The organism is Salisediminibacterium halotolerans, from assembly GCF_003814815.1.
Lineage (GTDB): Bacteria > Bacillota > Bacilli > Bacillales > Salisediminibacteriaceae > Salisediminibacterium > Salisediminibacterium halotolerans.
The window spans coordinates 243948-269792 of the sequence record NZ_RKQQ01000003.1; the positions used below are offsets into that span (position 1 = coordinate 243948).

Genomic DNA, 25845 nt, shown 5'->3' on the forward strand with positions numbered 1-25845 from the left:
TCAGTTATGTTTCAATCCGAGATGATTTCGTCAATGAACAGAGGTTTACAAACATCTGAGAACCGTTCCCTCGCACTGCGTCCCGGTCAAATGTTTCAAGGTATGATCACTAAGCTCTACCCCGGTCAAACTGCGCAGCTGCAAGCCGGAAATATGACGCTGACTGCTCAGCTCGAGGCGCAGCTTGAAACCGGGAGACAGTACTGGTTTCGGGTTCAAGCAGGAGACGGGATGCCGCGTCTGCAAGTAATGGAACAGGTCCGGTCAAATCCGCAAGGCGATCAGCAGCAAAGCCAGCGCAGCCAAATATTACAACAGCTCGGCCTGCAAACCGGCGGGCCGCATGAACAATTGCTTCGGCATTTTCAACAAACCAGTCAGCCGTTCACACAAACGGACTTAGCTTCCGGAGCCAGGCTTTTGCAGCAATCGGGTCTGCCTGCCCACCATTCACTTCAATTGATCAGCCGGCTCGTTAATGAGCAGCTTCCGCTGACAAGAGAAACGTTTCAAGCATTGGCTGCTTTGCAACATCCGCAATCGATGGGAGAGACGATGCATGCCTTGCACGAGTCGCTGGCACAATCTTCCTCCAGCGGAAATGAGAGCCGCGGTTTGCAGCAAATACTCGGTTCGCTGTTGCAGCAAACAAACAGCTCAAAACAAATCGAACCGGTTCGCCAGCTGTTTAACGCTTTGTTGACGGGAGAGAACTCTGTTCGCACGCAGGCAGAACAAGTTTTGCGCGAGACAGGTATTATGCGCGCGAAGGAATCGGCTGAGCAATTTTTTTCCCGAATCCAGGCGGAAGCCGTTAAACCGGAAAACCGCGCCCCTATGCAACAGGCTTTTCCCCAGCTTTTTCAAGGGCAGAGCGGGAATCAAGTGTTCAATGCGATGAAACCGGCAAATGTGTTTACGATGCTTATGAACGCAGCCGGTCCGGATCAACCGGAAGGATTAACGCAAATGCTTCGGCTGATCAATCCGGACACAGCTCCGCAACAAGTGTTTGAACAGCTGGACCGCCTGATGCAGCAGCGAAACCATTCCGCTTCTCCGCTGTTGCAAATGATTCACGAGCAGCAGGCGGATCGGGAGCTGTTATTTCTTCAGCGCGGCCAAGGACAGGACACCGCGCAGCTGCGGATGTTTTTGCAGCAGCTCGGGCTGCAGCATGAACATGATTTACGCATTGGTTTAAACGACCTGCAGCAAAGCCGTGAAGCAGGGCAAAGAATTGAAACGCTTAAAGGACAGCTGCTGCATTTTCTGCAAAACCAAGCCAATCAAACGCCGCAAACGATCCAGCAAGCAGAATTTTTACTTCAGCGCCTGACCGGATTTCAAATAGCCTCGCAAGAGCAGCAGCACCCGGTGCAGCACTTGTTGTTTCAAGTTCCCTTTAAGTTCGGCGAACAATACAGCGATATAACGATGCAATGGGAAGGAAAACGAACGAAAGAAGGTTATTTGGATGAAGACCATTGCCGTATTATGTTTTATTTAGAGCTCGCGGCAATACGCGATACGATGGTCGATGTGCAAATTCAAAACCGCGTCGTCAGTCTGACGATTTTCAATCAGATGGAAAAACCGGAGCAGCTTCAGCGCATGTTTGAACCGATATTGGCGAAGCGTTTGGAAGAAACGGGTTACAAATTGTCCTCTGTCCGCTGGAAGCAGCCGGACAACACGCCGGCAAAAGACAAAAACAATCCCGACGCGCAGACAGAAAAGCGAAAGCGCCAAAATTATAAAGGAGTGGATGTCCGGATATGACAGATCATGATGATCCCCCGCCGTTTTCTTCGGCAGATGAAGAAGAAAACAAGAGCCGAAAATATGCTGTCGCACTAGGCTATTCCCCGGAAAACGAAAAAGCCCCGGGAATACGCGCGAAAGGCCGGGGGTATGTGGCAGATGAAATCATCGCCGCTGCGAAAGCGAATGAGATCCCGGTCCAAGAAGATGAATCGCTCGTACAGCTGTTGTCAGAACTGGAAATAAATCAGCAAATTCCGGACTCTCTTTATCAAGTGGTCGCCGAAGTATTTGCATTTATTTACCGGATTGACCGAGAGCAGACTGAGCGTTCGAAAATGGAATAAGCGTGTTTATTATGGACAGACAAACATGTTTTGTTATAATATCCACGTAGGTTATCACCTGAGAGATTGTCACGAAAGGGCGTTACACGAATGCTTCATTATCATCTGTATGAAAAAGGTCCGCAGTATAAATGGGTCACGTTTATTCACGGTGCCGGCGGAAGTTCATCTACTTGGCACAAACAAGTGCGGGAGTTCAGAAAAAACTTTAACGTGCTTCTGATCGATTTGCGCGGACACGGACGTTCAAGCGGTATACCGTGGAAACGCGGCGACTCGTTTGCCGAAGTGGCTGACGATGTTATTGACGTTCTTGATGAGGCCGGTGTTAAGGTTTCGCATTTTATCGGTATTTCCCTGGGGACAATCGTGATTCAAACGCTCTCGCATAAATATCCGGAGCGCCTTGAATCGATGATTTTAACCGGCGCGGTTACCCATTTGAATATGCGCACGAAACTGCTGATCAAACTCGGCAATACATTTAAATACATGCTGCCTTATATGTGGCTGTACCGTTTTTTTGCTTGGGTTATTATGCCGAAAAAACAGCACATTGAATCGCGCTCGGCGTTTGTCGATGAAGCGAAGAAGATGTGTCAAAAAGAATTTGTCCGCTGGTTTAATATTATCAGTACCGTTAATCCGTTTTTAAAACGGCTGCAATCGAGTTTTAACGGCATTCCGACGCTGTTTGTCATGGGCGATGATGACCACCTCTTTCTTCCGCACGTCCGAGCGTTAGCGGAAAATAATCAGCACTTGCAGTTTCTTTGTGTTGAGAAGAGCGGCCACGTTTGCAATATTGATCAGCCTGAACGATTCAACCAGCTGACAATTGAGTATATTCATTCGCTGAAACGAGATGATGCGCACAGTGTATAAAACACTGTGCGTTTTTATGTTGAAAAAATTTTTTGAAAACGAAAATTTTTTGAGATCGTCTTCACAAATTTGTCGGAATATATAGTAAAATAAACCTTGCGCGATGTTTTAGCATCCGCAAACGGTTAGAATCCTCATTCTAAAACAAGGGGAGCAGTTGTCCCCTCCGTTGCACTCAGGAGAAATCTTTTGACTCAGTAAGGAGGATGGCAATGAATATCCATGAGTACCAAGGTAAAGAGCTTTTGAGGGAATACGGCGTTGCAGTTCCAAATGGGCAGGTAGCTTACAGCGTAGAGGAAGCTGTTGAAGCGGCGCAATCTTTGGGATCGAATGTAACCGTTGTCAAAGCGCAGATTCATGCCGGAGGCCGCGGCAAAGCCGGCGGTGTGAAGCTTGCGAAAACGATTGATGACGTGCGTACATACGCCGATGAAATTCTCGGTAAAACATTGGTGACACATCAGACCGGTCCAGAAGGAAAAGAAGTAAAAAGACTTTGGATCGAAGAAGGAAGCGATATTCTTAATGAATATTACGTCGGTATTGTCGTCGACCGGGCGACATCGCGAATTACAATGATGGCGTCGGAAGAAGGCGGCACAGAAATTGAAGAAGTAGCGGAGAAAACGCCGGAAAAAATCTTCCGGGAAGTTGTCGATCCAGTGACAGGCCTGATGCCGTACCAAGCACGGCGGCTAGCATTCAACATCAATATTCCGAAAGAACTGCTTAAAGAGGCAGTCAAGTTTATGATGGGGCTTTACAAAGTTTTTGAAGAAAAAGACTGTTCGATTGTGGAAATCAACCCGCTTGTCACAACCGGCGACGGTAAAGTGATGGCGCTCGATGCGAAGCTGAATTTTGACGATAACGCCCTTTACCGGCAAAAAGATGTTTATGCCTTGCGGGATTTAGATGAAGAGGATCCAAAAGAAATCGAAGCGTCGAAGTATGATCTCAGCTACATCTCGCTCGACGGCAATATCGGCTGTATGGTTAACGGCGCAGGCCTGGCGATGTCGACAATGGATATTATTAAACATTATCACGGCGACCCGGCCAACTTTCTTGATGTCGGCGGCGGTGCCGATGCAGAAAAAGTAACGGCTGCATTTAAGATTATTCTCGAAGATGATCACGTCGAAGGCATTTACGTCAATATTTTCGGCGGAATTATGAAATGCGACGTTATCGCTGAAGGCGTTGTCGCCGCAACGAAAGAGGTCGGATTGGAAATTCCGCTCGTCGTCCGTTTAGAGGGCACGAATGTTGAACTGGGCAAAAAGATTTTAGAAGAGTCCGGGTTAAATATTACGGCAGCGGATTCGATGGCCGACGGCGCACAAAAAATTGTATCGCTGGTACAGGCGTAGAAAGGCGGGATTGACGAATGAGTATTTTAATCAATGAAAATACAAAAGTGATTGTGCAAGGAATTACCGGCGCAACCGGGCTGTTCCATACGAAACAGGCGATGCAATACGGAACGAATATTGTCGGCGGTGTCACCCCCGGAAAAGGAGGGACAGAAATCGAAGGCATTCCTGTTTTTGATACAGTCAGTGAAGCGGTCGCCAAAACAGGTGCCGAGGCGTCGGTGATTTACGTTCCGCCTCCGTTTGCTGCGGATGCAATCATGGAAGCAACCGATGCCGGCGTGGACGTCGTGATTACGATCACCGAAGGCATTCCGGTAACAGATATGATTAAAGTCAAACGTTTCATGGAGGACAAAAAGACCCGTTTAATCGGCCCGAACTGTCCGGGTGTTATTACCCCGGATGAGTGTAAGATCGGCATTATGCCGGGCTATATTCATCAAAAAGGTCATGTCGGAGTTGTCTCGCGATCTGGAACACTGACGTACGAAGCGGTCCACCAGCTGTCAACAGCCGGTGTCGGCCAATCGACTGCTGTAGGAATCGGCGGGGATCCGGTTAACGGAACAGATTTCATTGACGTGCTGAATCTGTTTAATGAAGACCCGGATACTAAGGCTGTCATCATGATCGGTGAAATCGGCGGAACAGCGGAAGAAGAAGCCGCTGCCTGGATAAAAAAGCATATGACGAAACCGGTTGTCGGTTTTATCGGCGGACGGACAGCGCCGCCCGGAAAGCGTATGGGCCATGCGGGAGCCATCATTTCCGGCGGCAAAGGAACAGCTGACGAAAAGATCAAAACGCTCAACGATGCAGGAGTGCAAGTGGCAGAAACTCCGGCAGTCATGGGTGAAACGCTCATTAATGTTTTAAAAGAAAATAATTTATATGAAACATGTCTGACCCATAAGTAAACTGTTCAGCCATTGCGGAGCCTGTCCTTAGCGGGCGGCTCCGCTATTTTATGCATTGCATTTTGCAGCGGAAAGGACGATCCCTCTTGAAAAACTCCTCCGGTTTCTCCGAACGGCTAACCCACCTTCATTATTGTTCTTACGGCAGCCGCAAATTTATCAACAACCTTTTACAGACTGACCCCTATTTATCAGCTGTATATTCTGTGCGGAAAGCGGAGGTTATTCAGCGCTGTTTGCCGCCAAACAACGAAAAAATTAAGTCTCGAATGTATAAAGCCCTCGCAAACAGCTCTCCCCGGCAATTATCAGAGCATCTCCAATCGAAAAATATTCAACCGATCACGATTTATGACCGCAGTTACCCGGATTTGTTAAAACAAATACCTGATCCGCCGGCTGTTCTCTATGCTTCAGGCCTTACAGACATTCTTGATCTGCCCTGCCGGCTCAGTGTTGTCGGCACACGCGATCCGAGCGAAGCGGCTTGCAACGACATAAAGCAGTTGCTTCCCGATATCATTAAAGCTAATACTGTCATCGTCAGCGGACTTGCCCGCGGCATCGATGCGCTCAGCCATCGGCTCGCGTGCGAACGGGAAGGATATACGATTGCGGTACTCGGTTTCGGCCACGATCATTTATACCCGAAGCAGCTCCAGCCCCTATATCAAGAAATGCTCTCCTCTCAGCTCGTTATAAGCGAATATCCCCCTTATATGAAAGCCGAGCGCTGGCATTTTCCCGAGCGAAACCGGATTATCAGCGGTCTTTCGATGCTGACGTTAATCGTTGAGGCGAAAAAAAAGAGCGGATCGCTGATCACCGCGGATTGCGCTCTGGAACAAAACCGAACTGTCGCAGCGCTGCCGGGGCGAATAGCGGACACGTTCGCAGCAGGGACAAATCAGCTTTTATCCGAAGGAGCGCTGCCGGTGTTTTCGAGTGGAGATTTACTGGATGAATTAAACCTCACCCAGCGTTTGTAAAAAATTTTCAACAACGTTAAATCCTCTCTTTTGCTGGATCGGGTCTTGTTTTCATAGGATTGATTCGGCTTTCACGGTTTGACAAATGAACAAACTCTGTTTAATAATAGGGAAGATTTCATTAACCTCTAAAGGGAGGAACTAAAACATGTCCGATTACCTTGTAATCGTGGAATCTCCCGCAAAAGCCAAAACGATTGGCAAATACTTGGGAAAGAAATATACGGTGAAAGCTTCGATGGGCCACGTGATTGACTTACCTAAAAGTCAGATGGGTGTAAACGTCGAAGACAATTATCAGCCGAAATATATTACTATTCGCGGGAAAGGCCCGATCCTTAAAGAATTAAAACAAGCAGCGAAAAAAGCTAAACGCGTCTATTTAGCAGCCGACCCCGACAGAGAGGGCGAAGCGATCGCTTGGCATTTGGCAGACAGTTTAAACATTGATAAAGATTCAGAATGCCGCGTCGTTTTTAACGAAATTACTAAAGACGCGATTAAAGAATCGTTTAAACATCCGCGCACGATCAATAACAATCTTGTCGATGCGCAGCAGGCGCGCCGGGTGCTTGATCGGCTCGTCGGTTACAACATCAGCCCTTTGCTGTGGAAAAAAGTTAAAAAAGGCTTAAGCGCCGGCCGGGTGCAGTCCGTTGCAGTGAAAATGATCATCGAACGGGAAAACGAAATTACATCGTTTGTGCCGGAAGAATACTGGTCAATTACGGCCAATATGTTTAAAGACAGCGACTCCTTTGAAGCAAAATTCCAGTCGCTTGACGGCAAAAAGACAAAATTATCATCAAAAGAAGATGTCGACCGCGTCATGAACAGTATTGACGGCAAAGAGTTTCAAGTTGCGTCTGTTAAGAAACGTGAACGAAAACGCAATCCGGTGGCTCCGTTTATCACGTCTTCATTGCAGCAAGAAGCAGCCCGGAAATTAAATTTCCGCGCGAAAAAAACGATGATGCTTGCCCAGCAGCTTTATGAAGGGGTGGACTTAGGAAAATCCGGCACGGTCGGTTTGATAACTTACATGCGTACGGATTCAACCCGGATCAGTGAAACGGCTAAAAATGAAGCGAAAGAATATATCGAAACCCATTACGGCCGCGAGTATTTGCGCGGAACGAAAAAAGAAGATAAACAAAACAGCAATGCACAAGATGCGCACGAAGCCGTAAGACCTACAGGCGTCATGCGGGATCCTAAAGCGATGAAACCGTATTTAAGCCGTGACCAGCACCGTCTTTATAAGCTGATTTGGGAGCGCATGGTTGCCAGCGAGATGGCCCCGGCGGTAATGGACACGATGGCTGTTGACTTGGAGAACAACGGGGTTATGTTTCGCGCGAACGGCTCAAAACTTAAGTTTGCCGGATTTATGAAACTTTATATTGAAGGCAGCGATGAAGGGAAAGAAGAGAAAGATAAGCTGCTCCCTGATTTAGCTGAAGGCGATACAACAACGGCTGAGAAGATTGAACCGGCGCAGCACTTCACGCAGCCGCCGCCGCGTTATACGGAAGCGAGGCTCGTCCGGACACTGGAAGAGCTCGGGATCGGCCGTCCGTCTACGTACGCGCCGACATTGGATACCATTCAGCGCCGCGGTTACGTCGCGCTGGAAGATAAACGTTTTAAACCGACGGAACTCGGCGAAATTGTTTTAGAACTGATTGCGGAGTTTTTCCCGGAAATATTAAACGTTGAATTCACAGCTGATATGGAGACGAAATTAGATGCTGTTGAAGAGGGCGAAGAAAATTGGGTTAAAATTATTGATGAATTTTATCAAGATTTTGAAAAACGCCTCAAAGTTGCCGAAACAGAAATGAAGGAAGTCGAAATAAAAGATGAACCGGCCGGTGAAGACTGTGAAAAATGCGGTCATGAAATGGTGTATAAAATGGGGCGGTACGGCAAGTTTATGGCTTGTTCGAACTTCCCGAACTGCCGAAATACAAAAGCGATCGTTAAAGAAATCGGCGTCGACTGTCCGAAGTGCGACAACGGAAAAGTTGTTGAACGAAAAAGCAAGAAGAACCGTATTTTTTACGGCTGCGATCAGTATCCTGAGTGCGACTTCATTTCTTGGGACAAACCGATTGCCAGACCTTGTCCGAAGTGTGAGAGTTTGCTTGTTGAAAAGAAGTCGAAGAAAACAGTCAACGTGCAATGTACCGGGTGCGATTATAAAGAAGAAGCGAATTAATCGTTTATGCGAAAGGAGCGTTACATGTGTCAGCAGCAGTAAATGTTATCGGAGCCGGATTAGCCGGCAGCGAAGCGGCATGGCAGCTGGCTGAACGAGGCGTTCATGTCCATCTGTACGAAATGCGGCCGCAAAAACAGACGGCAGCTCACCATACCGATAAGTTCGCCGAACTTGTTTGCAGCAATTCACTGCGCGGAAACAGTTTAACGAATGCTGTCGGCGTTTTAAAAGAAGAGATGCGCCACCTTGATTCCGTGATTGTACAAGCTGCCGATGAGTGTTCGGTTCCAGCCGGCGGCGCCTTAGCGGTTGACCGGCACGAATTTGCCGCAAAGGTGACAGAACGGGTGAAAGGCCATCCGCTCGTGACCGTTCATGAAGAGGAAATCACGTCGATTCCAAGCGGGCCGACAATCATTGCGACTGGGCCGCTGACTTCGGAAGCATTATCGCAAGAAATAACGGCGTTAACCGGAGAAGAACATCTGTATTTTTATGATGCCGCCGCGCCGATTATCGAAACGGATTCGATAAACCGCGACAAAGCTTATTTGAAATCGCGTTACGATAAAGGCGAAGCGGCTTACATCAACTGTCCGATGACGAAAGAAGAATTCGAAACCTTTTATAACGCACTGATTAATGCAGAGACGGTGCCGGTTAAAGAGTTTGAAAAAGAAATGTTTTTTGAAGGCTGTATGCCGATTGAAGTGATGGCCAAGCGCGGGGAAAAAACGCTGCTTTTCGGTCCGATGAAACCGGTCGGACTCGAAGATCCGAAAACCGGCGAGCGTCCGTATGCCGTTGTACAGCTGCGGCAAGATAATGCGTCGGGCACGCTTTACAACATTGTCGGCTTTCAAACTCATATGAAATGGGGGCCGCAAAAAGAGGTAATCCGAACGATCCCGGGACTGGAAGATGCAGATATCGTCCGCTACGGCGTTATGCACCGGAATACGTTTGTGAATTCGCCGAAAGTATTGGAACCAACATACCAATACAAAAGCCGGCCCGATCTCTTTTTAGCCGGGCAAATGACAGGTGTCGAAGGCTATGTTGAATCGGCTGCGTCCGGTCTGATCGCAGGGATTAATGCAGCAAAATACGTTAATGATGACGAGATGCTCATCTTTCCGCAGGAAACAATGCTCGGAGCGATGGCCGATTATATTACAAATGCCAACCCGGACAATTTTCAGCCGATTAACGTGAATTTCGGCCTTGTTCCTCCGTTTCAAGAACGGATCAAAAATAAGAAAGAAAAATATGAAAAGTATGCTGAGAGAGCGATCGGCGCAATTCAGAATTTTATGAAAAAAATACCGGAATGATTGAAAGAGCCGCTAAGTTGTGATACGATTTAGTGGCTCTTTTGGTTTTCAGATAATTCAAAGATTTTACATGTGTATATTGAGCAACCCTTCCTCTTATAAGGCTGAAGGGTTTTGTATGCTGGGCAAAAGAAGGTGGCGAATGAGCTTGAATACTGAACAGGAACAGGTTTCTGCATTTTTAACGTATTTGCAAATGGAACGGCAGGCATCTTCGTACACAGTTGCGAACTATGCAAAAGATATTGAGCATTTTTTCGCCTTTTTTTCTGAGCAGGGGCGTGAGACGCCGCTTGATCAAATCTCATACACGGATATTCGTCAATATTTAAGGTCATTAAACGAAAATGAGTATGCCCGAAAATCGGTCGCGCGTAAACTCTCTGCGTTGCGTTCGTTTTGGAATTTCCTGCAAAGAGAACACGCCGTGCGCGATAATCCTTTTCGGTTTGTCAGCACACCGAAAGCTGAGCAGCGGCTGCCGGTCTTTTTTTATGAGGATGAAATGCGGGCGGTCCTCGAAGGGATCGATCAAACGACGGATCTCGGCAAACGAAATTTGGCAATTGTTGAACTGCTGTACGCTGCGGGAATCCGTGTGAGCGAATTAACCGGAATTACAGTCGAGGATTTGGATCTTGCAATCGGCACACTGCTCGTTTCCGGAAAAGGCCGGAAGGAACGATACGTTCCGGTTGGATCGTTTGCACTGGATGCACTTGAAAATTACCTTGAATCGGCGCGGCCGAATTTGGCGAGCAAAGCTGCTGAGAAAAATGATCAGCTGTTTTTAAATTATCGCGGCGGCCCTTTAACGGACCGGGGAGTTCGCAAAGTCCTGAATGCGGCGGTGGAAGACGCCGCGTTAAAGTCCCGGATCAGCCCGCACGTTATCCGTCATACCTTCGCGACCCACATGCTGAATGAAGGGGCAGACTTAAGAACAGTGCAGGAACTGCTCGGTCATAAAGGATTGTCGGCTACACAAATATATACGCACGTAACAAAAGACAGACTGCGGGAAGTTTACCGAAACAGTCACCCGCGGGCATAAACAGGAGGCTGTTGATGAATGGAACAAATTAAAGGTACGACAATATTTGCCGTACAACATAACGGGATGTCGGCGATGGCCGGTGACGGTCAAGTTACGATGGGCAATGCTGTAGTGATGAAACAAACAGCTACAAAAGTTCGTACATTATACCGGGGCCAAGTGGCTGCAGGGTTTGCCGGTTCGGTCGCTGATGCTTTTACGCTTTATGAAAAATTTGAAGCCAAGCTCGAAGAATTCCGCGGCAATCTGCAGCGGGCAGCTGTTGAATTGGCCAAAGAATGGCGCAGCGACCGGGTGCTGCGAAAATTAGAAGCGATGCTGATCGTGATGGACCGCACAAACATGTATGTGATTGCCGGAACCGGCGAGGTGATTGAACCGGATGACGGAATCATTGCAATCGGATCCGGCGGGAATTATGCTTTATCAGCCGGACGGGCTTTGAAGCAGCACGCAGCCCATCTTTCAGCGGAAGAAATTGCTAAGGCAAGCCTGCAAACAGCAGCTGACCTGTGTGTTTATACGAATAATCATATTACGGTTGAAACAGTCAGCGAATAACGACAGGACCTATCTTACTTAAAAGCGGGGAATGAGAACAGATGAGCAGTTCATTGACACCGAAACAAATTGTTGAACGACTCGACGAATCCATTGTCGGCCAGGCAGCGGCGAAGCGGTCTGTCGCAGTAGCACTGCGAAACAGGTATCGCCGACACATGTTAGAAGACAGCTTAAAAGACGAAATCACGCCGAAAAATATTTTAATGATCGGTCCGACGGGCGTAGGTAAGACTGAGATTGCGCGCCGGCTCGCGAAACTGGTCGGAGCTCCCTTTACAAAAGTCGAAGCGACCAAATTTACCGAAGTCGGCTATGTCGGCCGTGACGTGGAATCGATGGTTCGTGATCTCGTTGAAACGTCTATTCGCATCGTAAAGGAAGAAAAAATGAACAAAGTCCGTGCAAAAGCGGAAAAGCAAGCTGATGAAAGACTCGTTGAGCTGCTTGTGCCTTCAGGGAAAAAGGATACATCGTCGTCCTACCGGAATCCGCTTGAAATGCTGTTTCAAAGCGGGGGCACGGAGGAAAGTGAACCGGAAGAACCAGCAGAGGAAAGCCCGGCCGAAGAAACAGTCCGCAAGCGGCGCGAACGGATTGGCGAACGGTTAAAAGCCGGAGAATTAGAAGACCGTGAAGTATCGATTGAAGTTGAAGAACAGCAAGGAAACTTCTCGGATATGATGCAAGGTACGGGAATGGAACAAATGGGTATGAACATGCAGGACATGCTCGGCAGTATGATGCCGAAAAAAACGAAAAAACGCAAGCTCCCGGTCAGAGAGGCGCGTAAAGTTATAGCTGAAGACGAAGCGCATAAACTGATCGATATGGAAGAAGTAAACACCGAGGCAATTTCACGCGCAGAACAGCTCGGGATCATTTTTATTGATGAAGTGGATAAAGTCGCCGGCAAAAGCGAAGGGCAGTCTGCGGATGTCTCGAGAGAAGGCGTCCAGCGCGACATCCTGCCGATTGTCGAAGGATCGACGGTGATGACGAAATACGGTGCTGTAAAAACCGATCATATGCTCTTCATCGCAGCCGGAGCGTTTCACTTTACGAAACCTTCCGATTTGATACCGGAACTGCAAGGGCGTTTTCCGATCCGCGTGGAGCTCGACAGTCTGACCGTTGAAGATTTTGTCCGGATCCTCATTGAACCGAAACACGCGTTAATTAAACAATATCAAGCGATGCTGAACGTCGAAGAGATCGCGCTTACATTCACGGACGAAGCGATTCACAGAATTGCTGAGATCGCGACGTTTGTTAACGATGAAACGGAAAATATCGGCGCCCGCCGTCTCCACACCATTTTGGAAAAGCTTTTAGAAGACCTGTCGTTTGAAGCATGCGACATTAATATGGAAGAAATTACGATTACAAAAGAATACGTGGAAGAGAAATTGGCGAATGTTGCGGAAAACCGAGATATGAGCCGCTACATTTTATAACCAACTAGAGGAGGAAGTTATATGGATTTATTAACGAAAACGAGAAAAATTAATGAACTGCTGGAAAAAAGCGCAGGACAGTCGGTCAATTTTAAAGAAATGGCGGTAACGCTTCGCGATGTTATCGGTGCGAATATTTTTGTTGTCAGCCGTCGGGGAAAGTTGCTCGGCTATTCGATTAAGCAAGAAATTGAAAACCCGCGGATGAAACAAATGCTTGAAGAACGCCAGTTTCCTGAAGAGTATATTGCCGGTCTGTTTGATATAACCGAAACATCACCAAACATTGACATTAACAGCGAATACACTGCTTTTCCTGTTGAAAATAAGGAGTTATTTGCCAACGGGTTAACGACAATTGTACCGGTACAAGGCGGCGGCGAACGGCAAGGAACTTTGATTTTATCGCGGTTGGATGAGTCTTTTGATAACGACGATCTGCTTCTTGCTGAATACGGGGCGACGGTCGTCGGCATGGAAATCTTGCATGAAAAATCGGAAGAACTTCAAGAAGAAGCGCGGAAAAATGCTGTTGTAGATATGGCGGTCAATTCATTGTCGTACAGCGAAATGGAAGCTGTCGATCACATTTTTGAAGAATTAGAAGGCGATGAAGGCTTGTTGGTTGCAAGTAAAATTGCCGACCGGGTAGGAATTACCCGTTCTGTGATCGTCAATGCGCTGCGAAAGCTGGAAAGCGCCGGGGTCATTGAATCGCGGTCGCTCGGGATGAAAGGGACATATATTAAAGTAACGAATGAGAAGTTTCTTTCAAAATTAGAAAACCTTAAAAAGTAGACAAAAAAGCGTTGATTTTATGAACGCTTTAGAGTGTTGACAAAGTCATGACATCGTTAGATGTCATGTTAAAAGGAACGGATGACGACGCATCGTCCGGCTTCTTTCACCTGAAGGTATCACTGCGACATCGGCTCAAAAAGACTTCGCCGTGTCTTACTAGTCCGCGGGCGAGCGCCGAGCCGCTTCGGGCTGATGCCCTGCAGGGTCTCGTCTGTCTCGCTATCCCGCAGGAGAAAGCCGGGATGCTGGGTCATCCTCTTTTTTTAAGCGAGTGTATTCATAAAAAAGAAGCCACGCATCCACTCCTCCGACGCCTCCGGGAAAGCAAGAGACGAAGATCCGGATTCGGCGGTCCATGGCCGCCGAATACTAGCTGAGTCCTTGCCTGGGGCAAGCGGGGGGGTAGTGGATTCATGGCTGACATAAAAATATAGTTTGTCTACAGTCTGAAGCGTTCATTTTATGAACGCTTTTTTAATTTTTTATTTTTTTTTAGAATTTATGCCAGAATTTAATAAAAATATGTTAAAGTATGTATGGATAAATCAAGGTAAAAAATAGGGATAAAGATTGGTGTATTGCAAAAAAGTCTGCATTATCTATTAGGCCTATTTTATTAACATAAGAAAATTTTCAACATAAATCGACAAGCTTGTTTTTTTTCATTAAAATGACAATGTAGTTACCCGAATGTTACATAAGTTAAACAGATTTTATTTACACGTTCAATAGTTTTAAAAATTTCTCTGAAAAAGGAAGGCTGAAAAGGGATGGATGTTGTAAACAACTCATTGAACCAATTGCTTCAAACATCATTAAATGCGTCTTCCGGCCGACAAAAATCGATTTCAAATAATATTGCCAATGTCGATACTCCGAACTACAGCGCAGAGAAGACAAAGTTCAATCATCAGCTTCAAAATGCGATGGAAGATCAGCGGCTCAATGCCCATCAAAATGACAACAGGCATGTGGAGTTTGGCGGCGGTCCGGCCGGCGGTCAGCCAGAAACGCTGAAGCGCAAGAACACAGACTACAATCATAACGGCAATAACGTCGATATTGATTTAGAAATGAGCCAAATGGCGGAAAATCAAGTTTATTACAACGCGTTAATTGATCGGCTGAACGGCCGATTTAACAGTGTGCGGACCGTATTAGGACAAGGAGGTGCGTAAGAATGTCGATGTTTGACGGAATGAATGCAACAGCTTCGGCATTAACATCGCAGCGCTTGCGGATGGATGTCGTATCTTCGAACATGTCGAATGCAGATTCGACAAGAGGCCGGATGGTCGACGGTGAGTGGGAACCTTACCGCCGGAAAATGACGACTTTGCAGCCGAACAGCTCTGACAGCAGCTTCTCTGACCATTTGAACCGGGCTTCTTCAGGCGGAGCGACAGAAGGCGTCAAAGTCGGGAGCATTGTCGAGGATCAATCGCCGTTTCGCCAAGAGTACAATCCGGAACATCCGGATGCTGATGAAGACGGTTATGTCGAACTGCCGAATGTCGATCCGCTCAAAGAAATGATTGATCTAATGAGCGCTTCGAGAAGTTACGAGGCGAACGTTACAACGTTTGATGCGCATAAAAATATGATGATGAAAGCATTGGAAATCGGGCGCGGCTAATCCGTCTGCCGGTATTGATAGATAAGGAGGAAGATCTATATGAATATGGAACAGGTTCAGCGGATGCAGGCTATGCCGTCAGCAAGAGAGAATAACCCTGTGCAAAATCAGGAGATGTCGTCCGGAGAGGCGCAGTCGACGTTTAAAACGATGCTGAATGAAGCGGTCGAAGACGTCAATGATAAGCAATTGGAGTCAAAAGAGATGACCGAAAAAATGGCGCGCGGCGGCGATGTCGATCTGCACGATGTGATGATTTCATCCCAGCAGGCATCGATTGCATTGCAAACAACGATTGAAGTTCGCGACCAAATTGTCGGCGCTTATGAAGAAATGATGCGTATGCAAGTGTAATGAAACTGTGTTGCGCGAAGAGAGACCCGGGTCAGTGTTGGCCAGTCTCTCTTTTCTTCCGCAGTCATTTATTGTTTTTTAAAACGAACAGCACCGAACATACATACAACTACCAATTATTTAAGCAACGGCTGCTTATTGTCGTAAAGTAGGAGGAGCCATGAACGAAAAGGTACTCGATTATAAAAAGAAAACAACTGAATTTTGGCAGTCCCGGACGAAAAAACAGCAAGGGCTGCTTGTTGCGGCAGCGGCTCTCATGTTGATAGTGATTTTAGCTTTTACTTGGATGGGAAGCCGGACAAATTACGTTCCGCTCTATACGAATTTAACTGAACATGAAACAGGCGAAATTAAAGCAGAACTCGACGGACGGGGAATAGCCAACGAAATCTCCGCTGACGGCACTGTCATTCGCGTCCCGGAAGAACGTGCCGATGATTTGCGTGTCGACTTGGCGGCGGAAGGTATTCCTGATTCGGGCAGAATAGACTATTCAACGTTTGGCGATAACATGGGATTTGGAACCACAGACAGCGAATTTGAGTTGCTTGAACGGGCGGCAATACAAAGTTCGATTGAAGATCTTATGCGTAATGTTGACGGAGTGCAATCTTCACAAGTGATGATTACGATGCCGGAAGAGAGTGTCTGGGTCGGTGAATCAGATGAAGAGGCAACAGCATCCGTTTTAGTGAATTTGGAGCAAGGGTTTTCGTTGGAAAATGAACAAATTCGCGCCCTGCATCACTTGGTTTCCCGGAGCGTTCCGAACCTCCCGCTTGAAAACATTGTGATCATGGATCAAATGTCGCGTCATTTAACATTGGAGGATGAACCGCGATCAGGCGATGGTTCGATGTCCGCTTATGAGGAACACCGTGCGATCCAGCAGGATATTGAAGCCGATATTCAAAACGAACTGCAGCAAATGCTCGGCATGCTCATCGGGCCTGACAAAGTTGTCGCAACTGTGAATACAGATATTGATTTCACGCAAGAAAACCGCATGGAAGATCTTGTCGAACCGGTGGATGAAGAGAATATGGAAGGTTTAGCGATCAGTGTTGAAAATATAACCGATACATACGAAGGCGAAGCGGTCGGTGAGGAAGTTGCCGGTACCGGTGATGATGACATCCCGAACTTTCCTGCAGCAGCAGGAGGCGGAGCCGGCGACTCCGAACGGATTGAAGAACGGATCAACTATGACGTGAACAGAATTCACAGAGAGATCAGCGAAAGCCCGTATATGGTCCGCGATATCGGCATTCAAGTGATGGTGGAACCGCCTGAACCGGAAGATCCCAATTCGCTTCCGCCGGAGACGCTCAATGATATCGAAGAAATTTTGGGCCAAGTCGTGCGAACATCTGTTTCAGCTGATATTACCGCGGAGTGGGAAGATGATGAAATCGCAGACCGGGTCTATGTATCATCGCAAGAATTTTTTGGACGTACAGAAGTAGAAGAAGCGGGCGGCGGGATTCCTTCATGGGTTTATGTTGCCGGAGCCGCCGGAGCTGCGGTGATCGTTCTTGTGATCATTTTAGCGCGCAGACAGCGAAGCGAAGATACAGCAGAAGCGGTTACATTACGGGAACAGGAAGAATTTCAGCTTCCGCCAATCGATGAAGAACCGAATACAGAAGAAGCAGCTCGGCGAAAACAGCTTGAACAGCTGGCGAAAGATAAACCGGAAGAATTTTCAAAACTGATCAGAACGTGGCTGTCAGAGGATTAAAAGGAGGTACAGACAATGGCGAAACGAAAAGAACTGACCGGCAAAGAAAAAGCCGCCATTCTATTAATCTCTCTCGGCCCGGATGTTTCAGCTCATGTTTATAGACACTTATCCGAAGAAGAGATTGAAAAATTAACACTTGAAATTGCCGGGGTCCGAAAAGTGGAACAAAACACAAAAGAAGAAGTGCTCGATCAGTTTCATCAGCTTGCTGTTGCGCAGGATTACATCACGCAAGGCGGCATCGGTTACGCAAAGGATGTACTGGAAAAAGCGCTCGGAGCGGACGATGCAATGGAAATCATCAATCGTTTAACGTCGACGTTGCAAGTGCGGCCGTTTGATTTTGCCCGAAAGTCCGACCCGCAGCAAATTCTCAATTTTATTCAAAATGAACATCCGCAAACGATTGCACTGATTTTGTCGTATTTAAGCAGCGAACAATCAGGACAAATCCTCTCAGACCTTCCGCAGGAATTGCAGGCCGATGTCGCGAAACGGATCGCCGTAATGGACAGCACGTCGCCTGAGATCGTCAATGAAGTCGAAAACATTTTGGAAAAAAAGCTGTCCTCAACCGTTACGCAAGACTACACGCAAGCAGGCGGAATCGAGTCTGTCGTTGAAGTCTTAAACAGCGTCGATCGTTCGACAGAAAGAACGATTTTGGATTCCTTAGAAATTCAAGACCCTGAACTGGCTGAAGAAATTAAAAAGCGCATGTTTGTCTTTGAAGATATCGTTACTCTCGACAACCGCTCGATACAAAGGGTTATTCGCGATGTTGAAAATGAAGATTTACAGCTGTCCTTAAAAGTAGCCAGCGATGAAGTGAAAGAAACAGTCTTCAATAATATGTCTCAGCGCATGTCTGAAACGTTTAAAGAGGAAATGGAATACATGGGGCCTGTCCGTCTTCGCGATGTTGAAGAATCCCAAACAAGAATTGTCGCTGTGATCCGCCGTCTTGAAGAGGCCGGCGAGATCGTGATCGCCCGCGGCGGAGGGGATGATATTATTGTCTAGAATTATCAAGCCCCCGTATGCTCTGCCGAAGAAACAAGCTGAACGCACAATCGGCTTAAAAGAGATCAAACCAGAAACGGCCGCCGTTTTCGAAGAGGAGTTCTTATCGCATCAGCCTGACGATAACGAAACTGCTGCTTCCGAAAAAGAACGTCTGGCCGCTGAAAAAGAAACGATTCAGCAAATGCAGCAGGCGTTTGAGGAGGAAAAAAGATCTTGGGCCGAGGAAATCGAAGAAGAGAAACAGCAAATCGCAGCAGAAGCTGAAAAGCGGTTCAAAGAAGCGTCTCAATCCGGGTATGATGACGGGTATCAGCAAGGCGTTGCGATGGGAAAAGAAGAATACCGCGAAATTATTAACGAAGCGAAACAAATTGTCGACGCGGCGAAAGCGGATTACAATCGGCGTCTTCAAAAAGCTGAACCGGATATAATCAAAATTGCAGCAGCAATGGCAGAGAAAGTGATCAGCCGTACGCTGGACGAAGATGCATGTTCTTGGACAGAGCTTGTTAAACAGGCGGTCACGGAAGTCCGTGAACAGGAAGAAATTAAAATTTACGTTCATCCTGATTGGTATGAATTCACCCTCAACCATCAACAAGAACTGCAAGAAATTGCTGTTCATACCGGAGAATTGGTGATTTATCCTGATGAACAGCTGCAAGTCGGCGGTTGTGTATTAGAAACCCCTTTCGGACTTGTTGATGCATCCGTTGACAAACAGCTGAAACAAATTCGGCATCAACTTTTTGAATCGTTAAAAGGCGGTTTGCAAGATGAATACAAATAAGCTTCTTTCTGTCATTGGCGAAGTCTCTCCGTACCAATATTTTGGCAAGGTATCGCAAGTCGTCGGTTTGATGATTGAATCAAAAGGCCCGCGGGCATCTGTCGGTGATATTTGCAGTATTCATGTCGGCAAACGGGGCAGACAGATTTTAGCGGAAGTGGTCGGGTTTAAAGAAGAGAATGTACTTTTAATGCCGTTTGACCGCCTCGTTGAAATTGCCCCCGGCAGTCTTGTTGAATCGCTCGACCGGCCGTTGGAAGTCAAGATCGGAACAGAACTTATCGGAACGGTTGTCGACAGTCTAGGCCGTCCATTTGACGGGGAACGAGCCCAAATCGGGCTGCAATCGTACTCGACAGATAATCCGCCGCCGAATCCGATGACACGACCGCGGATTAAAGAGCCGCTTGGATTGGGCGTGAAAGCGATCGACGGGCTGTTCACTGTCGGAAAGGGACAGCGGCTCGGTATTTTTGCCGGAAGCGGTGTCGGGAAAAGCACGCTGATGGCGATGATATCGAAGAGTTCCGAAGCGCAAATAAATGTGATCGCCTTGATCGGTGAACGCGGGCGCGAAGTGCGCGAGTTTATTGAACGGGATTTAGGCGCGGAAGGTTTAGCAAACACGGTTATTGTTGTAGCGACGTCCGATCAGCCGCCGTTAATGAGGATTAAAGGTGCAATGACAGCTACGGCGATCAGTGAATACTTTCGCGACCAAGGTTATGATGTGAATTTGATGATGGATTCGGTTACCCGCGTTGCGATGGCCCAGCGGGAAATCGGTTTGGCGATCGGTGAACCGCCGACGACGAAAGGTTACACGCCGTCAGTATTCGCTCTGCTGCCGCGTTTATTGGAACGAAGCGGATTAAATGCGTCGGGGTCGATTACGGCATTTTATACTGTTTTAGTTGACGGGGATGATATGAACGAGCCGGTGGCCGATGCTGTCCGCGGTATTTTAGACGGTCACTTGGTCCTCGACCGGGATATGGCGAATAAAGGACATTTTCCAGCAATCAACCCGTTAAAAAGCATCAGCCGTGTGATGAATGACTTAGTTTCTGACGAACATCGCCGGGCGGCAGATAAAATCCGCAACATTCTTGCGACGTACCGGGAATCGGAAGATTTAATCAACATCGGCGCTTACAAAAAAGGCTCGAACAAAGCGGTGGATGAAGCCGTCAAACGGCATCCGGATGCGACGGGATTTTTGCAGCAATCTTTCAACGAAACGTATACATTTGCAGAAACAGTCGGTGAGATGACAGCGCAATTTGATGAAGGAGGAAAGCGATGAGTTTTCAGTTTTCATTGCAAAAAGTTCTTGATGTGAGAGACCGCGAGAAAAACGAAGCAGAAAAAAGTTATCACGAAGCGGTTGAAGCGTTTGAACAAACGGCGACTAAGCTTTATGAAATGCTGAAGCGGCGCGAAGAGCTTGAGCACGAAAAAACGCGGCAGTTAACAGAAGGCTTGTCGATTGCCGGCATTCAAATGACCGAGCAGACACTCGCTTATTTACAAAAAGAAATTGCCCGTTTGGAAAAGGAAACGAATCAAAAACGAAGCAAGATGCAAGAAAAACAGAAATACTTAACAGTTAAAACAGTTGATTTGAAAAAATACGAAAAAATGAAAGAACTCAAACACGAAGCATTTTTAGCCGCAGAAAAGAGCGAAGAAATGAAATTTCTTGACGAAATCTCTGTGCAGCAATTTGTCAGGCGATGAAAACGGGTGAATTTATGAGTAAAAACAAGCAAGCTGAAAAACAACAAAGCAAACTGCAAGTTTTCTTTATGGTCGTATTTATTCCGGCGGTATTTGCTGTAATCTTGGCTGTTGTACTTTTGTATTACCTCGGTTTCAACGTCGGTTCGTATCTGCAAGACGCCGTGAATACGCTTCCGTTTACAGATAACGAAGAAACTGAAGAGACCCGAAGCGGCGAGGATCTTCCCGATGATGAATACATTGCTCAGCTCGAGCATGAAAACGATGCGCTGCATAATGAAATCGCAGCCTTGGAAGCTGATATGGAGGAGTTGGCAGAAGAGAACGAAAGTCTCGAAGACCAGCTCGAACTGTATGAATCCGACGGAGAGGGTCAAACTGAAGAGGATGAAGAAGACGGTGCTGTTGTCGACCTTAACGATGTTGTCCGCACGCTGCAAGAGATGACTCCTTCCCGAGCTGCTGCGATAGTCGAAGAAATGTCTGAAGCAGAAGCAGTGACCTATTTTCGGGAAATGAGCCCGCGTGATCGATCAGATATCCTTTCCCGCGTTGAGCCGGACTTAGCAGCATCGATTCTTGATCAATTAGCTGAATAACCGTTAACACGTTTTGAGAGGAGGTGAAAAAAATGATGCATGCAGCAGGAATAATGCCTGCAGGGGGCAATGTGCTTCATGAAAAGGCACAAGGGAAAACACCGCTAAACTCGTCATCGTCCATCAAGGAAAAAGACGGCGGCTTTTCTGCGCTGCTTGCCGGTCTCTCCTTGGGTGAAGAGAGCGAAAAAAAGGGAGCGGAAAAGCTGTTATCCCTGCTCGATTCCGGGATTGAAGACAGCGGAAAGCTGAAGTTGCTGATGACAAACGCAGATCTCTCTCTTGAAGAGATATTAAAGGACGTGTCGTTGTCAGCAAAGAAAGAAGAAGCCCTTGCGGAGATCGGTTCGTTATTGAATCATGAAATACCGGCGGCTTTTGCAAATGCTGATTATGCCGAATTGCTGGAAAAAATGCAAGATCTGCTTGCAGAAGTTCCCGAGGATTCACTCCGGCTGGATGAGGAGAGCTTAGCAAGTGCGGATGCCGAAAACCTCCTCGGCGAATTGCCGTCCGAGTGGCGTGAGGAACTGAAAGCGTTCTTTGAAGAGCAGGTTTCCTTTCAAGAACTGACGGAAGATTTTGCAGACAGCGGCGATCCGCTTGCGATTATCGCCATGCTGATCCAAGCAGGTGATGAGCAAACGCCGGTTGAGTTAATCGATGGAGATTCTGAAGCAGCGTTTGTTCAGGCTTTGGAACAAACGGCGGCAAAATTGTTTAGCCTAAAAGATCCAGCTTCCCGTCCCGAAAGCCGTTCAGTCTTAAACGACATGAGCCGGTTATTTCAAAAAGCCGAACAAGAGCGCCAGATGCCGGCTATAACTGAAAGAGCGAGCGAGAGCAGCCGTTCTGAATCAGCGTCAAGCCGGTACGCGGAATTAGCCTATTTAAAGCAAGCAGCGCAAAAAGCTGTAGCGACGAATCCCGGCAATCAAGGACCTTCGTTAATGCTCGAGTCAACGAACAGTCAACTCGCTAGGTTTCAGCATTTTATGAGTTCAGCCGGCGACACCCAGCCGCAGCAATCAGAGCGGACTTCGCAGGAACAGCTGATACGCCAATTTCAAAATCTGTTATCCCGCAGTTCGTTTCAGCAGTTAAATAACGGTTTGCAGCAGCTGAATATTAAATTGCACCCTGAATCACTCGGGCGCCTTGATATCCAGCTTCAACAAGTTAACGGCATGATGACGGCCAAATTAATGACAAGTACGCAATCGGCCAGAGAATTGCTGGATGGCCAGCTGCAATCTTTAAGAAATGCTTTCCAGGCACAAAATATTCCAGTGGAAAAAATTGAGATTACGCAGCAACAGACCAATCAGCTGTTAAAAGATCAAAGTCAATCTGATGCTGAAAATGGCAGCCACTCGCCGGAAGAGGATGCAGACGAACACGAAGAAGCTGAAACGCTTGATTTTTCCGAGTTTCTCGAAGAAACGCTGGAATCTGAAGCATCCATGAACGAAGAAGCTTAATGAAGGAGGCAAACGATGCCGATCACGGGTGATATGAACGCCCAGCCAATGCAGTCTCAGTTTGGAAACACCCAGCCGCAAGGTCCGGATGTGACGGACAGTTTAAGTTACGAAGATTACTTAGAGCAGCAAGAACAGCAGTCAGGACAAGGCGACCCGAACTTAGACCAGGATGCCTTTTTACAAATTTTAATGACTCAGCTGCAAAATCAAGACCCGCTGGATCCGATGGATGACAAAGAATTTGTCGCGCAAATGGCGCAATTTTCGTCAATGGAGCAAATGATCAGCATGAATGAAACATTGACTGATTTCGTTGCCTCGCAAGAACAGCAGCAATTTGTCAGCCACAGTGATTTAATCGGCAAACAAGTTGAATGGGAAAGGCCGCTTACAAACGAAGAAAAAGAAGAAGGGCTGTCCGAAGAAGAAGTTCATTTAGAGAAAAACAGCGGACTCGTTACCGCCGTCAAATTTAAAGACGGCAATGCAACGCTTGTGATTGATGATGAAAAAGAACTGTCAACCGAGGATATTCTCTCTGTGCAGGAACCGGCAGCAGAAACCGCGGCAAACGAAAATCAACTTTAAGAGCAGGTGACAATGATGGATCACAAAATCATGCCTCACCATATTCGGCAGCCGATGCAAAAGCCGCCTGTCCAACCGAAAGAGGCGGAGCCGAAAACGTCCGGGACGTCGTTTCAATCTGTGTTGAACAAAACGCTTGAGGAATCGCCCGAGCTGAAAATCAGCAAACATGCAGAAAAACGGTTGCAAGAACGCGGTATTGAAGTCGCAAGCGAGACGTGGGAAGGCATTCATGAACGGGTAAAAGAAGCAAAATCGAAAGGTGTGAACGATTCACTCGTTTTAACAAATGACGCGGCGTTTGTAGTCAGTGCTGATAATGAAACAGTAATCACAGCGATGGCCCGGGATGAAGCGGGCTCGCAATTATTCACCAATATTAACGGCGCAATTATTATCGACGAGTAAACATGTCGGCCGGACCTAACGGAAGCCGACCCGCTGCTGACTGACAGATGCAGCGCAAACATTCATAAATCGAAAGGGGAAGGTACTATGATTCGCTCTTTATACTCAGGAATTGGCGGCATGGACAACTTTCAAAATAAGCTCGATGTCATCGGGAATAACATCGCAAACGTAAATACGTACGGTTTTAAAAAAGAACGGGCGACGTTTAACGACTTAGTCAGTCAGCAAATGCAAGGGGCAACGGGTGCGACAGATGACCGGGGCGGAACGAATCCTCAGCAAGTCGGACTCGGCGGCGGCTTATCGTCTGTTGATACGATCGCTACACAAGGCTCTTCGCAAGGGACAGGCAGAGACTTGGATATGGCTATTTCAGGCGACGGTTACTTTATTGTCAACGACGGCGATGAAGAATACTTCACGCGTGCGGGGAATTTCTATCTCGACGAAGAAGGCACGCTTGTTAATGCGAACGGCATGACGGTGCAAGGTTACGGCCCTGATGTGGATCCGGAAGGTGCGGAAGAGGATTTCGGCGAGCTGCAGGTGCCTGCCGGAGAAACAGCGGATGCAATCGGGTTAGATGACGGCGGCGATGCGACACTGGACAGTTACAGTATTTCGCAAACCGGCGAAATTAACGGTGTCTTCTCCGACGGTGAAGTCCGTTCGCTCGGACAAATCGCGATGGCGAATTTCAACAATCCGGAAGGGTTGAATAAACAAGGGGATAACTTATTACAGCCGTCCGCAAACTCGGGTGACCCGCAATACGGTATCGCAGGAACGGAAGGCCGCGGAGAAATTCAAGGATCGATGCTCGAGATGTCTAACGTCGATCTTGCTGAAGAATTTGCTGAGATGATCGTCGGTCAGCGCGGATTTCAAGCTAATACCCGCATGATTACGACTTCGGATGAAATTTTACAGGAATTAGTTAATCTAGGGCGTTAATCGGTTTGGCTTAGCGCACAGGCGCTGAGCCTGCCCGCTTTACCGATCGATCATTCGCAGGCAAAGGAGGCAGAGTTTCACTTCTGACAGTGGAACTCGCATACATATTATGATTAAACTGACAAGGTTAAACGATCAGACGTTTACATTAAATGCTCTTTATGTGGAACAGGTTCAATCGTTTCCTGATACAACGATTACATTGACGAACGGGAAAAAGATTGTCGTAAAAGAGAACGAAGCGGACGTCGTCGAAGAAATTGAACGTTTTTATAAGCAAATCGGCTTTATGCCTTTGCTGAAGTCTCCGCAGCAATCGGCGGAAGAAAAGGGGAACGGTTTTGATGTTTAACAATCGATTAGTAAATATTATGCTGATTGTGCTAATCGCTTTAACGTTAATCGGCGCAGTAGCATTGGTGCTGTATACCCAATTTTTTGATGAGGGAACCGCGGATGGTGAGCCGACGATCGACGAAGTGATTGAACGCTCTGTTGAAACGGATGAAATCACAACGAACTTGCAGTCCAACCAAGTTATCCGTTCCCAGTTTGTCATCGAGTTAAATGATAAAGGGGCGCGAAATGAACTGGAAAAAAGGGATTTTCAAGTCGAAGATATCATTATTAACGAACTCTCCGAACTTGGCTCAAGTGACGTCGACGGACAAAAAGGCCGCGAAGAGATGAAACGAAGTGTGATGAATGAAATGAATCAGCTTCTTCAAGAAGGGTATGTCGAGGAGATTTACATTAACCAATGGGTCGTTCAATAACGATTAAAGCCGGGAAAGA

General features: G+C 47.2%; 28 protein-coding genes. All 28 read left to right on the plus strand.

Features of this window, described 5'->3' with window-relative positions; translation table 11 throughout:
• Positions 1 to 6: 6 nt before the first annotated feature.
• The 28 genes from EDD67_RS06995 to fliL all read left to right on the plus strand — a co-directional run bounded on the left by EDD67_RS06995 (position 7) and on the right by fliL (position 25826).
• On the plus strand, positions 7 to 1782 hold the full coding sequence (locus EDD67_RS06995) for a hypothetical protein (protein ID WP_121439674.1): 1776 nt from the start codon (positions 7 to 9) through the stop codon (positions 1780 to 1782).
• Positions 1779 to 2111: an EscU/YscU/HrcU family type III secretion system export apparatus switch protein gene (locus EDD67_RS07000; RefSeq protein WP_121439673.1), complete on the plus strand. Its 333-nt coding sequence runs from the start codon at positions 1779 to 1781 to the stop codon at positions 2109 to 2111. Before EDD67_RS06995 ends, EDD67_RS07000 begins: the two co-directional genes overlap by 4 nt.
• Positions 2112 to 2201: 90 nt before the next feature.
• Positions 2202 to 2996 (plus strand): alpha/beta fold hydrolase, encoded by a 795-nt coding sequence (locus tag EDD67_RS07005; RefSeq protein ID WP_093071784.1) that lies wholly within the window; start codon positions 2202 to 2204, stop codon positions 2994 to 2996.
• A gap of 212 nt (positions 2997 to 3208) precedes the next feature.
• Positions 3209 to 4372: an ADP-forming succinate--CoA ligase subunit beta gene (sucC, locus tag EDD67_RS07010; protein ID WP_093071785.1), complete on the plus strand. Its 1164-nt coding sequence runs from the start codon at positions 3209 to 3211 to the stop codon at positions 4370 to 4372.
• A 17-nt stretch (positions 4373 to 4389) separates the two neighbouring features.
• On the plus strand, positions 4390 to 5295 hold the full coding sequence (gene sucD, locus EDD67_RS07015) for a succinate--CoA ligase subunit alpha (protein WP_093071786.1): 906 nt from the start codon (positions 4390 to 4392) through the stop codon (positions 5293 to 5295).
• Between the two features lie 206 nt (positions 5296 to 5501).
• Positions 5502 to 6284 carry a DNA-processing protein DprA gene (gene dprA, locus EDD67_RS07020; protein WP_162843792.1) on the plus strand — a complete coding sequence of 261 codons (783 nt, stop codon included), beginning with the start codon at positions 5502 to 5504 and terminating at the stop codon, positions 6282 to 6284.
• A 148-nt stretch (positions 6285 to 6432) separates the two neighbouring features.
• Positions 6433 to 8505 carry a type I DNA topoisomerase gene (topA, locus tag EDD67_RS07025; RefSeq protein ID WP_121439671.1) on the plus strand — a complete coding sequence of 691 codons (2073 nt, stop codon included), beginning with the start codon at positions 6433 to 6435 and terminating at the stop codon, positions 8503 to 8505.
• Positions 8506 to 8531: 26 nt separating this feature from the next.
• A complete protein-coding gene (gene trmFO, locus EDD67_RS07030; RefSeq protein WP_093071789.1) occupies positions 8532 to 9842 on the plus strand; it encodes an FADH(2)-oxidizing methylenetetrahydrofolate--tRNA-(uracil(54)-C(5))-methyltransferase TrmFO in 1311 nt (436 codons plus the stop codon).
• Between the two features lie 142 nt (positions 9843 to 9984).
• Entirely contained in the window at positions 9985 to 10896 is a 912-nt protein-coding gene (xerC, locus tag EDD67_RS07035) for a tyrosine recombinase XerC (RefSeq protein WP_121439670.1), read from the plus strand.
• Positions 10897 to 10914: 18 nt separating this feature from the next.
• The gene (gene hslV / locus EDD67_RS07040) at positions 10915 to 11460 is read left to right on the plus strand and encodes an ATP-dependent protease subunit HslV (RefSeq protein ID WP_093071791.1); all 546 of its coding nucleotides are present in this window, start codon (positions 10915 to 10917) and stop codon (positions 11458 to 11460) included.
• A 41-nt stretch (positions 11461 to 11501) separates the two neighbouring features.
• Positions 11502 to 12917: an ATP-dependent protease ATPase subunit HslU gene (gene hslU, locus EDD67_RS07045; RefSeq protein ID WP_121439669.1), complete on the plus strand. Its 1416-nt coding sequence runs from the start codon at positions 11502 to 11504 to the stop codon at positions 12915 to 12917.
• A 21-nt stretch (positions 12918 to 12938) separates the two neighbouring features.
• Positions 12939 to 13715: a GTP-sensing pleiotropic transcriptional regulator CodY gene (codY, locus tag EDD67_RS07050; RefSeq protein WP_093071793.1), complete on the plus strand. Its 777-nt coding sequence runs from the start codon at positions 12939 to 12941 to the stop codon at positions 13713 to 13715.
• Between the two features lie 47 nt (positions 13716 to 13762).
• A complete protein-coding gene (locus tag EDD67_RS07055; protein WP_123875815.1) occupies positions 13763 to 14095 on the plus strand; it encodes a hypothetical protein in 333 nt (110 codons plus the stop codon).
• 393 nt (positions 14096 to 14488) lie between these two features.
• Complete coding sequence (gene flgB / locus EDD67_RS07060; protein WP_121439668.1) at positions 14489 to 14896, plus strand: flagellar basal body rod protein FlgB; 408 nt, start codon at positions 14489 to 14491, stop codon at positions 14894 to 14896.
• A gap of 8 nt (positions 14897 to 14904) precedes the next feature.
• Entirely contained in the window at positions 14905 to 15354 is a 450-nt protein-coding gene (gene flgC, locus EDD67_RS07065) for a flagellar basal body rod protein FlgC (RefSeq protein WP_093071874.1), read from the plus strand.
• Positions 15355 to 15393: 39 nt separating this feature from the next.
• Positions 15394 to 15708: a flagellar hook-basal body complex protein FliE gene (gene fliE / locus EDD67_RS07070; protein WP_242005985.1), complete on the plus strand. Its 315-nt coding sequence runs from the start codon at positions 15394 to 15396 to the stop codon at positions 15706 to 15708.
• A 160-nt stretch (positions 15709 to 15868) separates the two neighbouring features.
• Positions 15869 to 17452 carry a flagellar basal-body MS-ring/collar protein FliF gene (fliF, locus tag EDD67_RS07075; protein ID WP_121439667.1) on the plus strand — a complete coding sequence of 528 codons (1584 nt, stop codon included), beginning with the start codon at positions 15869 to 15871 and terminating at the stop codon, positions 17450 to 17452.
• A gap of 15 nt (positions 17453 to 17467) precedes the next feature.
• Positions 17468 to 18478 carry a flagellar motor switch protein FliG gene (fliG, locus tag EDD67_RS07080; RefSeq protein WP_121439666.1) on the plus strand — a complete coding sequence of 337 codons (1011 nt, stop codon included), beginning with the start codon at positions 17468 to 17470 and terminating at the stop codon, positions 18476 to 18478.
• Positions 18471 to 19271, plus strand: a complete 801-nt coding sequence (gene fliH, locus EDD67_RS07085) for a flagellar assembly protein FliH (protein ID WP_158638198.1) — start codon at positions 18471 to 18473, stop codon at positions 19269 to 19271. Before fliG ends, fliH begins: the two co-directional genes overlap by 8 nt.
• Positions 19258 to 20577: a flagellar protein export ATPase FliI gene (fliI, locus tag EDD67_RS07090; RefSeq protein WP_121439664.1), complete on the plus strand. Its 1320-nt coding sequence runs from the start codon at positions 19258 to 19260 to the stop codon at positions 20575 to 20577. The genes fliH and fliI overlap by 14 nt, the downstream gene beginning before the upstream one ends.
• A complete protein-coding gene (fliJ, locus tag EDD67_RS07095) occupies positions 20574 to 21011 on the plus strand; it encodes a flagellar export protein FliJ (protein WP_121439663.1) in 438 nt (145 codons plus the stop codon). Before fliI ends, fliJ begins: the two co-directional genes overlap by 4 nt.
• A 14-nt stretch (positions 21012 to 21025) precedes the next feature.
• Positions 21026 to 21613 carry a MotE family protein gene (locus tag EDD67_RS07100; protein ID WP_162843793.1) on the plus strand — a complete coding sequence of 196 codons (588 nt, stop codon included), beginning with the start codon at positions 21026 to 21028 and terminating at the stop codon, positions 21611 to 21613.
• A gap of 32 nt (positions 21614 to 21645) precedes the next feature.
• Positions 21646 to 23094: a flagellar hook-length control protein FliK gene (locus EDD67_RS07105; protein WP_121439661.1), complete on the plus strand. Its 1449-nt coding sequence runs from the start codon at positions 21646 to 21648 to the stop codon at positions 23092 to 23094.
• A 15-nt stretch (positions 23095 to 23109) separates the two neighbouring features.
• A complete protein-coding gene (gene flgD / locus EDD67_RS07110; protein WP_242005984.1) occupies positions 23110 to 23685 on the plus strand; it encodes a flagellar hook assembly protein FlgD in 576 nt (191 codons plus the stop codon).
• 12 nt (positions 23686 to 23697) lie between these two features.
• Complete coding sequence (locus tag EDD67_RS07115; RefSeq protein WP_244922839.1) at positions 23698 to 24093, plus strand: TIGR02530 family flagellar biosynthesis protein; 396 nt, start codon at positions 23698 to 23700, stop codon at positions 24091 to 24093.
• A gap of 87 nt (positions 24094 to 24180) precedes the next feature.
• Complete coding sequence (gene flgG, locus EDD67_RS07120; RefSeq protein ID WP_121439659.1) at positions 24181 to 25050, plus strand: flagellar basal body rod protein FlgG; 870 nt, start codon at positions 24181 to 24183, stop codon at positions 25048 to 25050.
• 109 nt (positions 25051 to 25159) lie between these two features.
• A complete protein-coding gene (locus EDD67_RS07125) occupies positions 25160 to 25402 on the plus strand; it encodes a flagellar FlbD family protein (RefSeq protein WP_121439658.1) in 243 nt (80 codons plus the stop codon).
• Entirely contained in the window at positions 25395 to 25826 is a 432-nt protein-coding gene (gene fliL / locus EDD67_RS07130) for a flagellar basal body-associated protein FliL (RefSeq protein ID WP_121439657.1), read from the plus strand. Before EDD67_RS07125 ends, fliL begins: the two co-directional genes overlap by 8 nt.
• Positions 25827 to 25845: the final 19 nt, after the last annotated feature.

What these genes read in the sequence shown, in the direction of transcription:
- EDD67_RS06995 (WP_121439674.1), top strand. Translation starts at nt 7, where the DNA reads ATGTTTCAATCCGAGATGATTTCGTCAATGAACAGAGGTTTACAAACA.
- EDD67_RS07000 (WP_121439673.1), top strand. Translation starts at nt 1,779, where the DNA reads ATGACAGATCATGATGATCCCCCGCCGTTTTCTTCGGCAGATGAAGAA.
- EDD67_RS07005 (WP_093071784.1), top strand. Translation starts at nt 2,202, where the DNA reads ATGCTTCATTATCATCTGTATGAAAAAGGTCCGCAGTATAAATGGGTC.
- sucC (WP_093071785.1), top strand. Translation starts at nt 3,209, where the DNA reads ATGAATATCCATGAGTACCAAGGTAAAGAGCTTTTGAGGGAATACGGC.
- sucD (WP_093071786.1), top strand. Translation starts at nt 4,390, where the DNA reads ATGAGTATTTTAATCAATGAAAATACAAAAGTGATTGTGCAAGGAATT.
- topA (WP_121439671.1), top strand. Translation starts at nt 6,433, where the DNA reads ATGTCCGATTACCTTGTAATCGTGGAATCTCCCGCAAAAGCCAAAACG.
- xerC (WP_121439670.1), top strand. Translation starts at nt 9,985, where the DNA reads ATGAGCTTGAATACTGAACAGGAACAGGTTTCTGCATTTTTAACGTAT.
- hslV (WP_093071791.1), top strand. Translation starts at nt 10,915, where the DNA reads ATGGAACAAATTAAAGGTACGACAATATTTGCCGTACAACATAACGGG.
- hslU (WP_121439669.1), top strand. Translation starts at nt 11,502, where the DNA reads ATGAGCAGTTCATTGACACCGAAACAAATTGTTGAACGACTCGACGAA.
- codY (WP_093071793.1), top strand. Translation starts at nt 12,939, where the DNA reads ATGGATTTATTAACGAAAACGAGAAAAATTAATGAACTGCTGGAAAAA.
- EDD67_RS07055 (WP_123875815.1), top strand. Translation starts at nt 13,763, where the DNA reads ATGACATCGTTAGATGTCATGTTAAAAGGAACGGATGACGACGCATCG.
- flgB (WP_121439668.1), top strand. Translation starts at nt 14,489, where the DNA reads ATGGATGTTGTAAACAACTCATTGAACCAATTGCTTCAAACATCATTA.
- flgC (WP_093071874.1), top strand. Translation starts at nt 14,905, where the DNA reads ATGTTTGACGGAATGAATGCAACAGCTTCGGCATTAACATCGCAGCGC.
- fliE (WP_242005985.1), top strand. Translation starts at nt 15,394, where the DNA reads ATGAATATGGAACAGGTTCAGCGGATGCAGGCTATGCCGTCAGCAAGA.
- fliF (WP_121439667.1), top strand. Translation starts at nt 15,869, where the DNA reads ATGAACGAAAAGGTACTCGATTATAAAAAGAAAACAACTGAATTTTGG.
- fliG (WP_121439666.1), top strand. Translation starts at nt 17,468, where the DNA reads ATGGCGAAACGAAAAGAACTGACCGGCAAAGAAAAAGCCGCCATTCTA.
- fliI (WP_121439664.1), top strand. Translation starts at nt 19,258, where the DNA reads ATGAATACAAATAAGCTTCTTTCTGTCATTGGCGAAGTCTCTCCGTAC.
- fliJ (WP_121439663.1), top strand. Translation starts at nt 20,574, where the DNA reads ATGAGTTTTCAGTTTTCATTGCAAAAAGTTCTTGATGTGAGAGACCGC.
- EDD67_RS07100 (WP_162843793.1), top strand. Translation starts at nt 21,026, where the DNA reads ATGAGTAAAAACAAGCAAGCTGAAAAACAACAAAGCAAACTGCAAGTT.
- EDD67_RS07105 (WP_121439661.1), top strand. Translation starts at nt 21,646, where the DNA reads ATGATGCATGCAGCAGGAATAATGCCTGCAGGGGGCAATGTGCTTCAT.
- flgD (WP_242005984.1), top strand. Translation starts at nt 23,110, where the DNA reads ATGCCGATCACGGGTGATATGAACGCCCAGCCAATGCAGTCTCAGTTT.
- EDD67_RS07115 (WP_244922839.1), top strand. Translation starts at nt 23,698, where the DNA reads ATGATGGATCACAAAATCATGCCTCACCATATTCGGCAGCCGATGCAA.
- flgG (WP_121439659.1), top strand. Translation starts at nt 24,181, where the DNA reads ATGATTCGCTCTTTATACTCAGGAATTGGCGGCATGGACAACTTTCAA.
- EDD67_RS07125 (WP_121439658.1), top strand. Translation starts at nt 25,160, where the DNA reads ATGATTAAACTGACAAGGTTAAACGATCAGACGTTTACATTAAATGCT.
- fliL (WP_121439657.1), top strand. Translation starts at nt 25,395, where the DNA reads ATGTTTAACAATCGATTAGTAAATATTATGCTGATTGTGCTAATCGCT.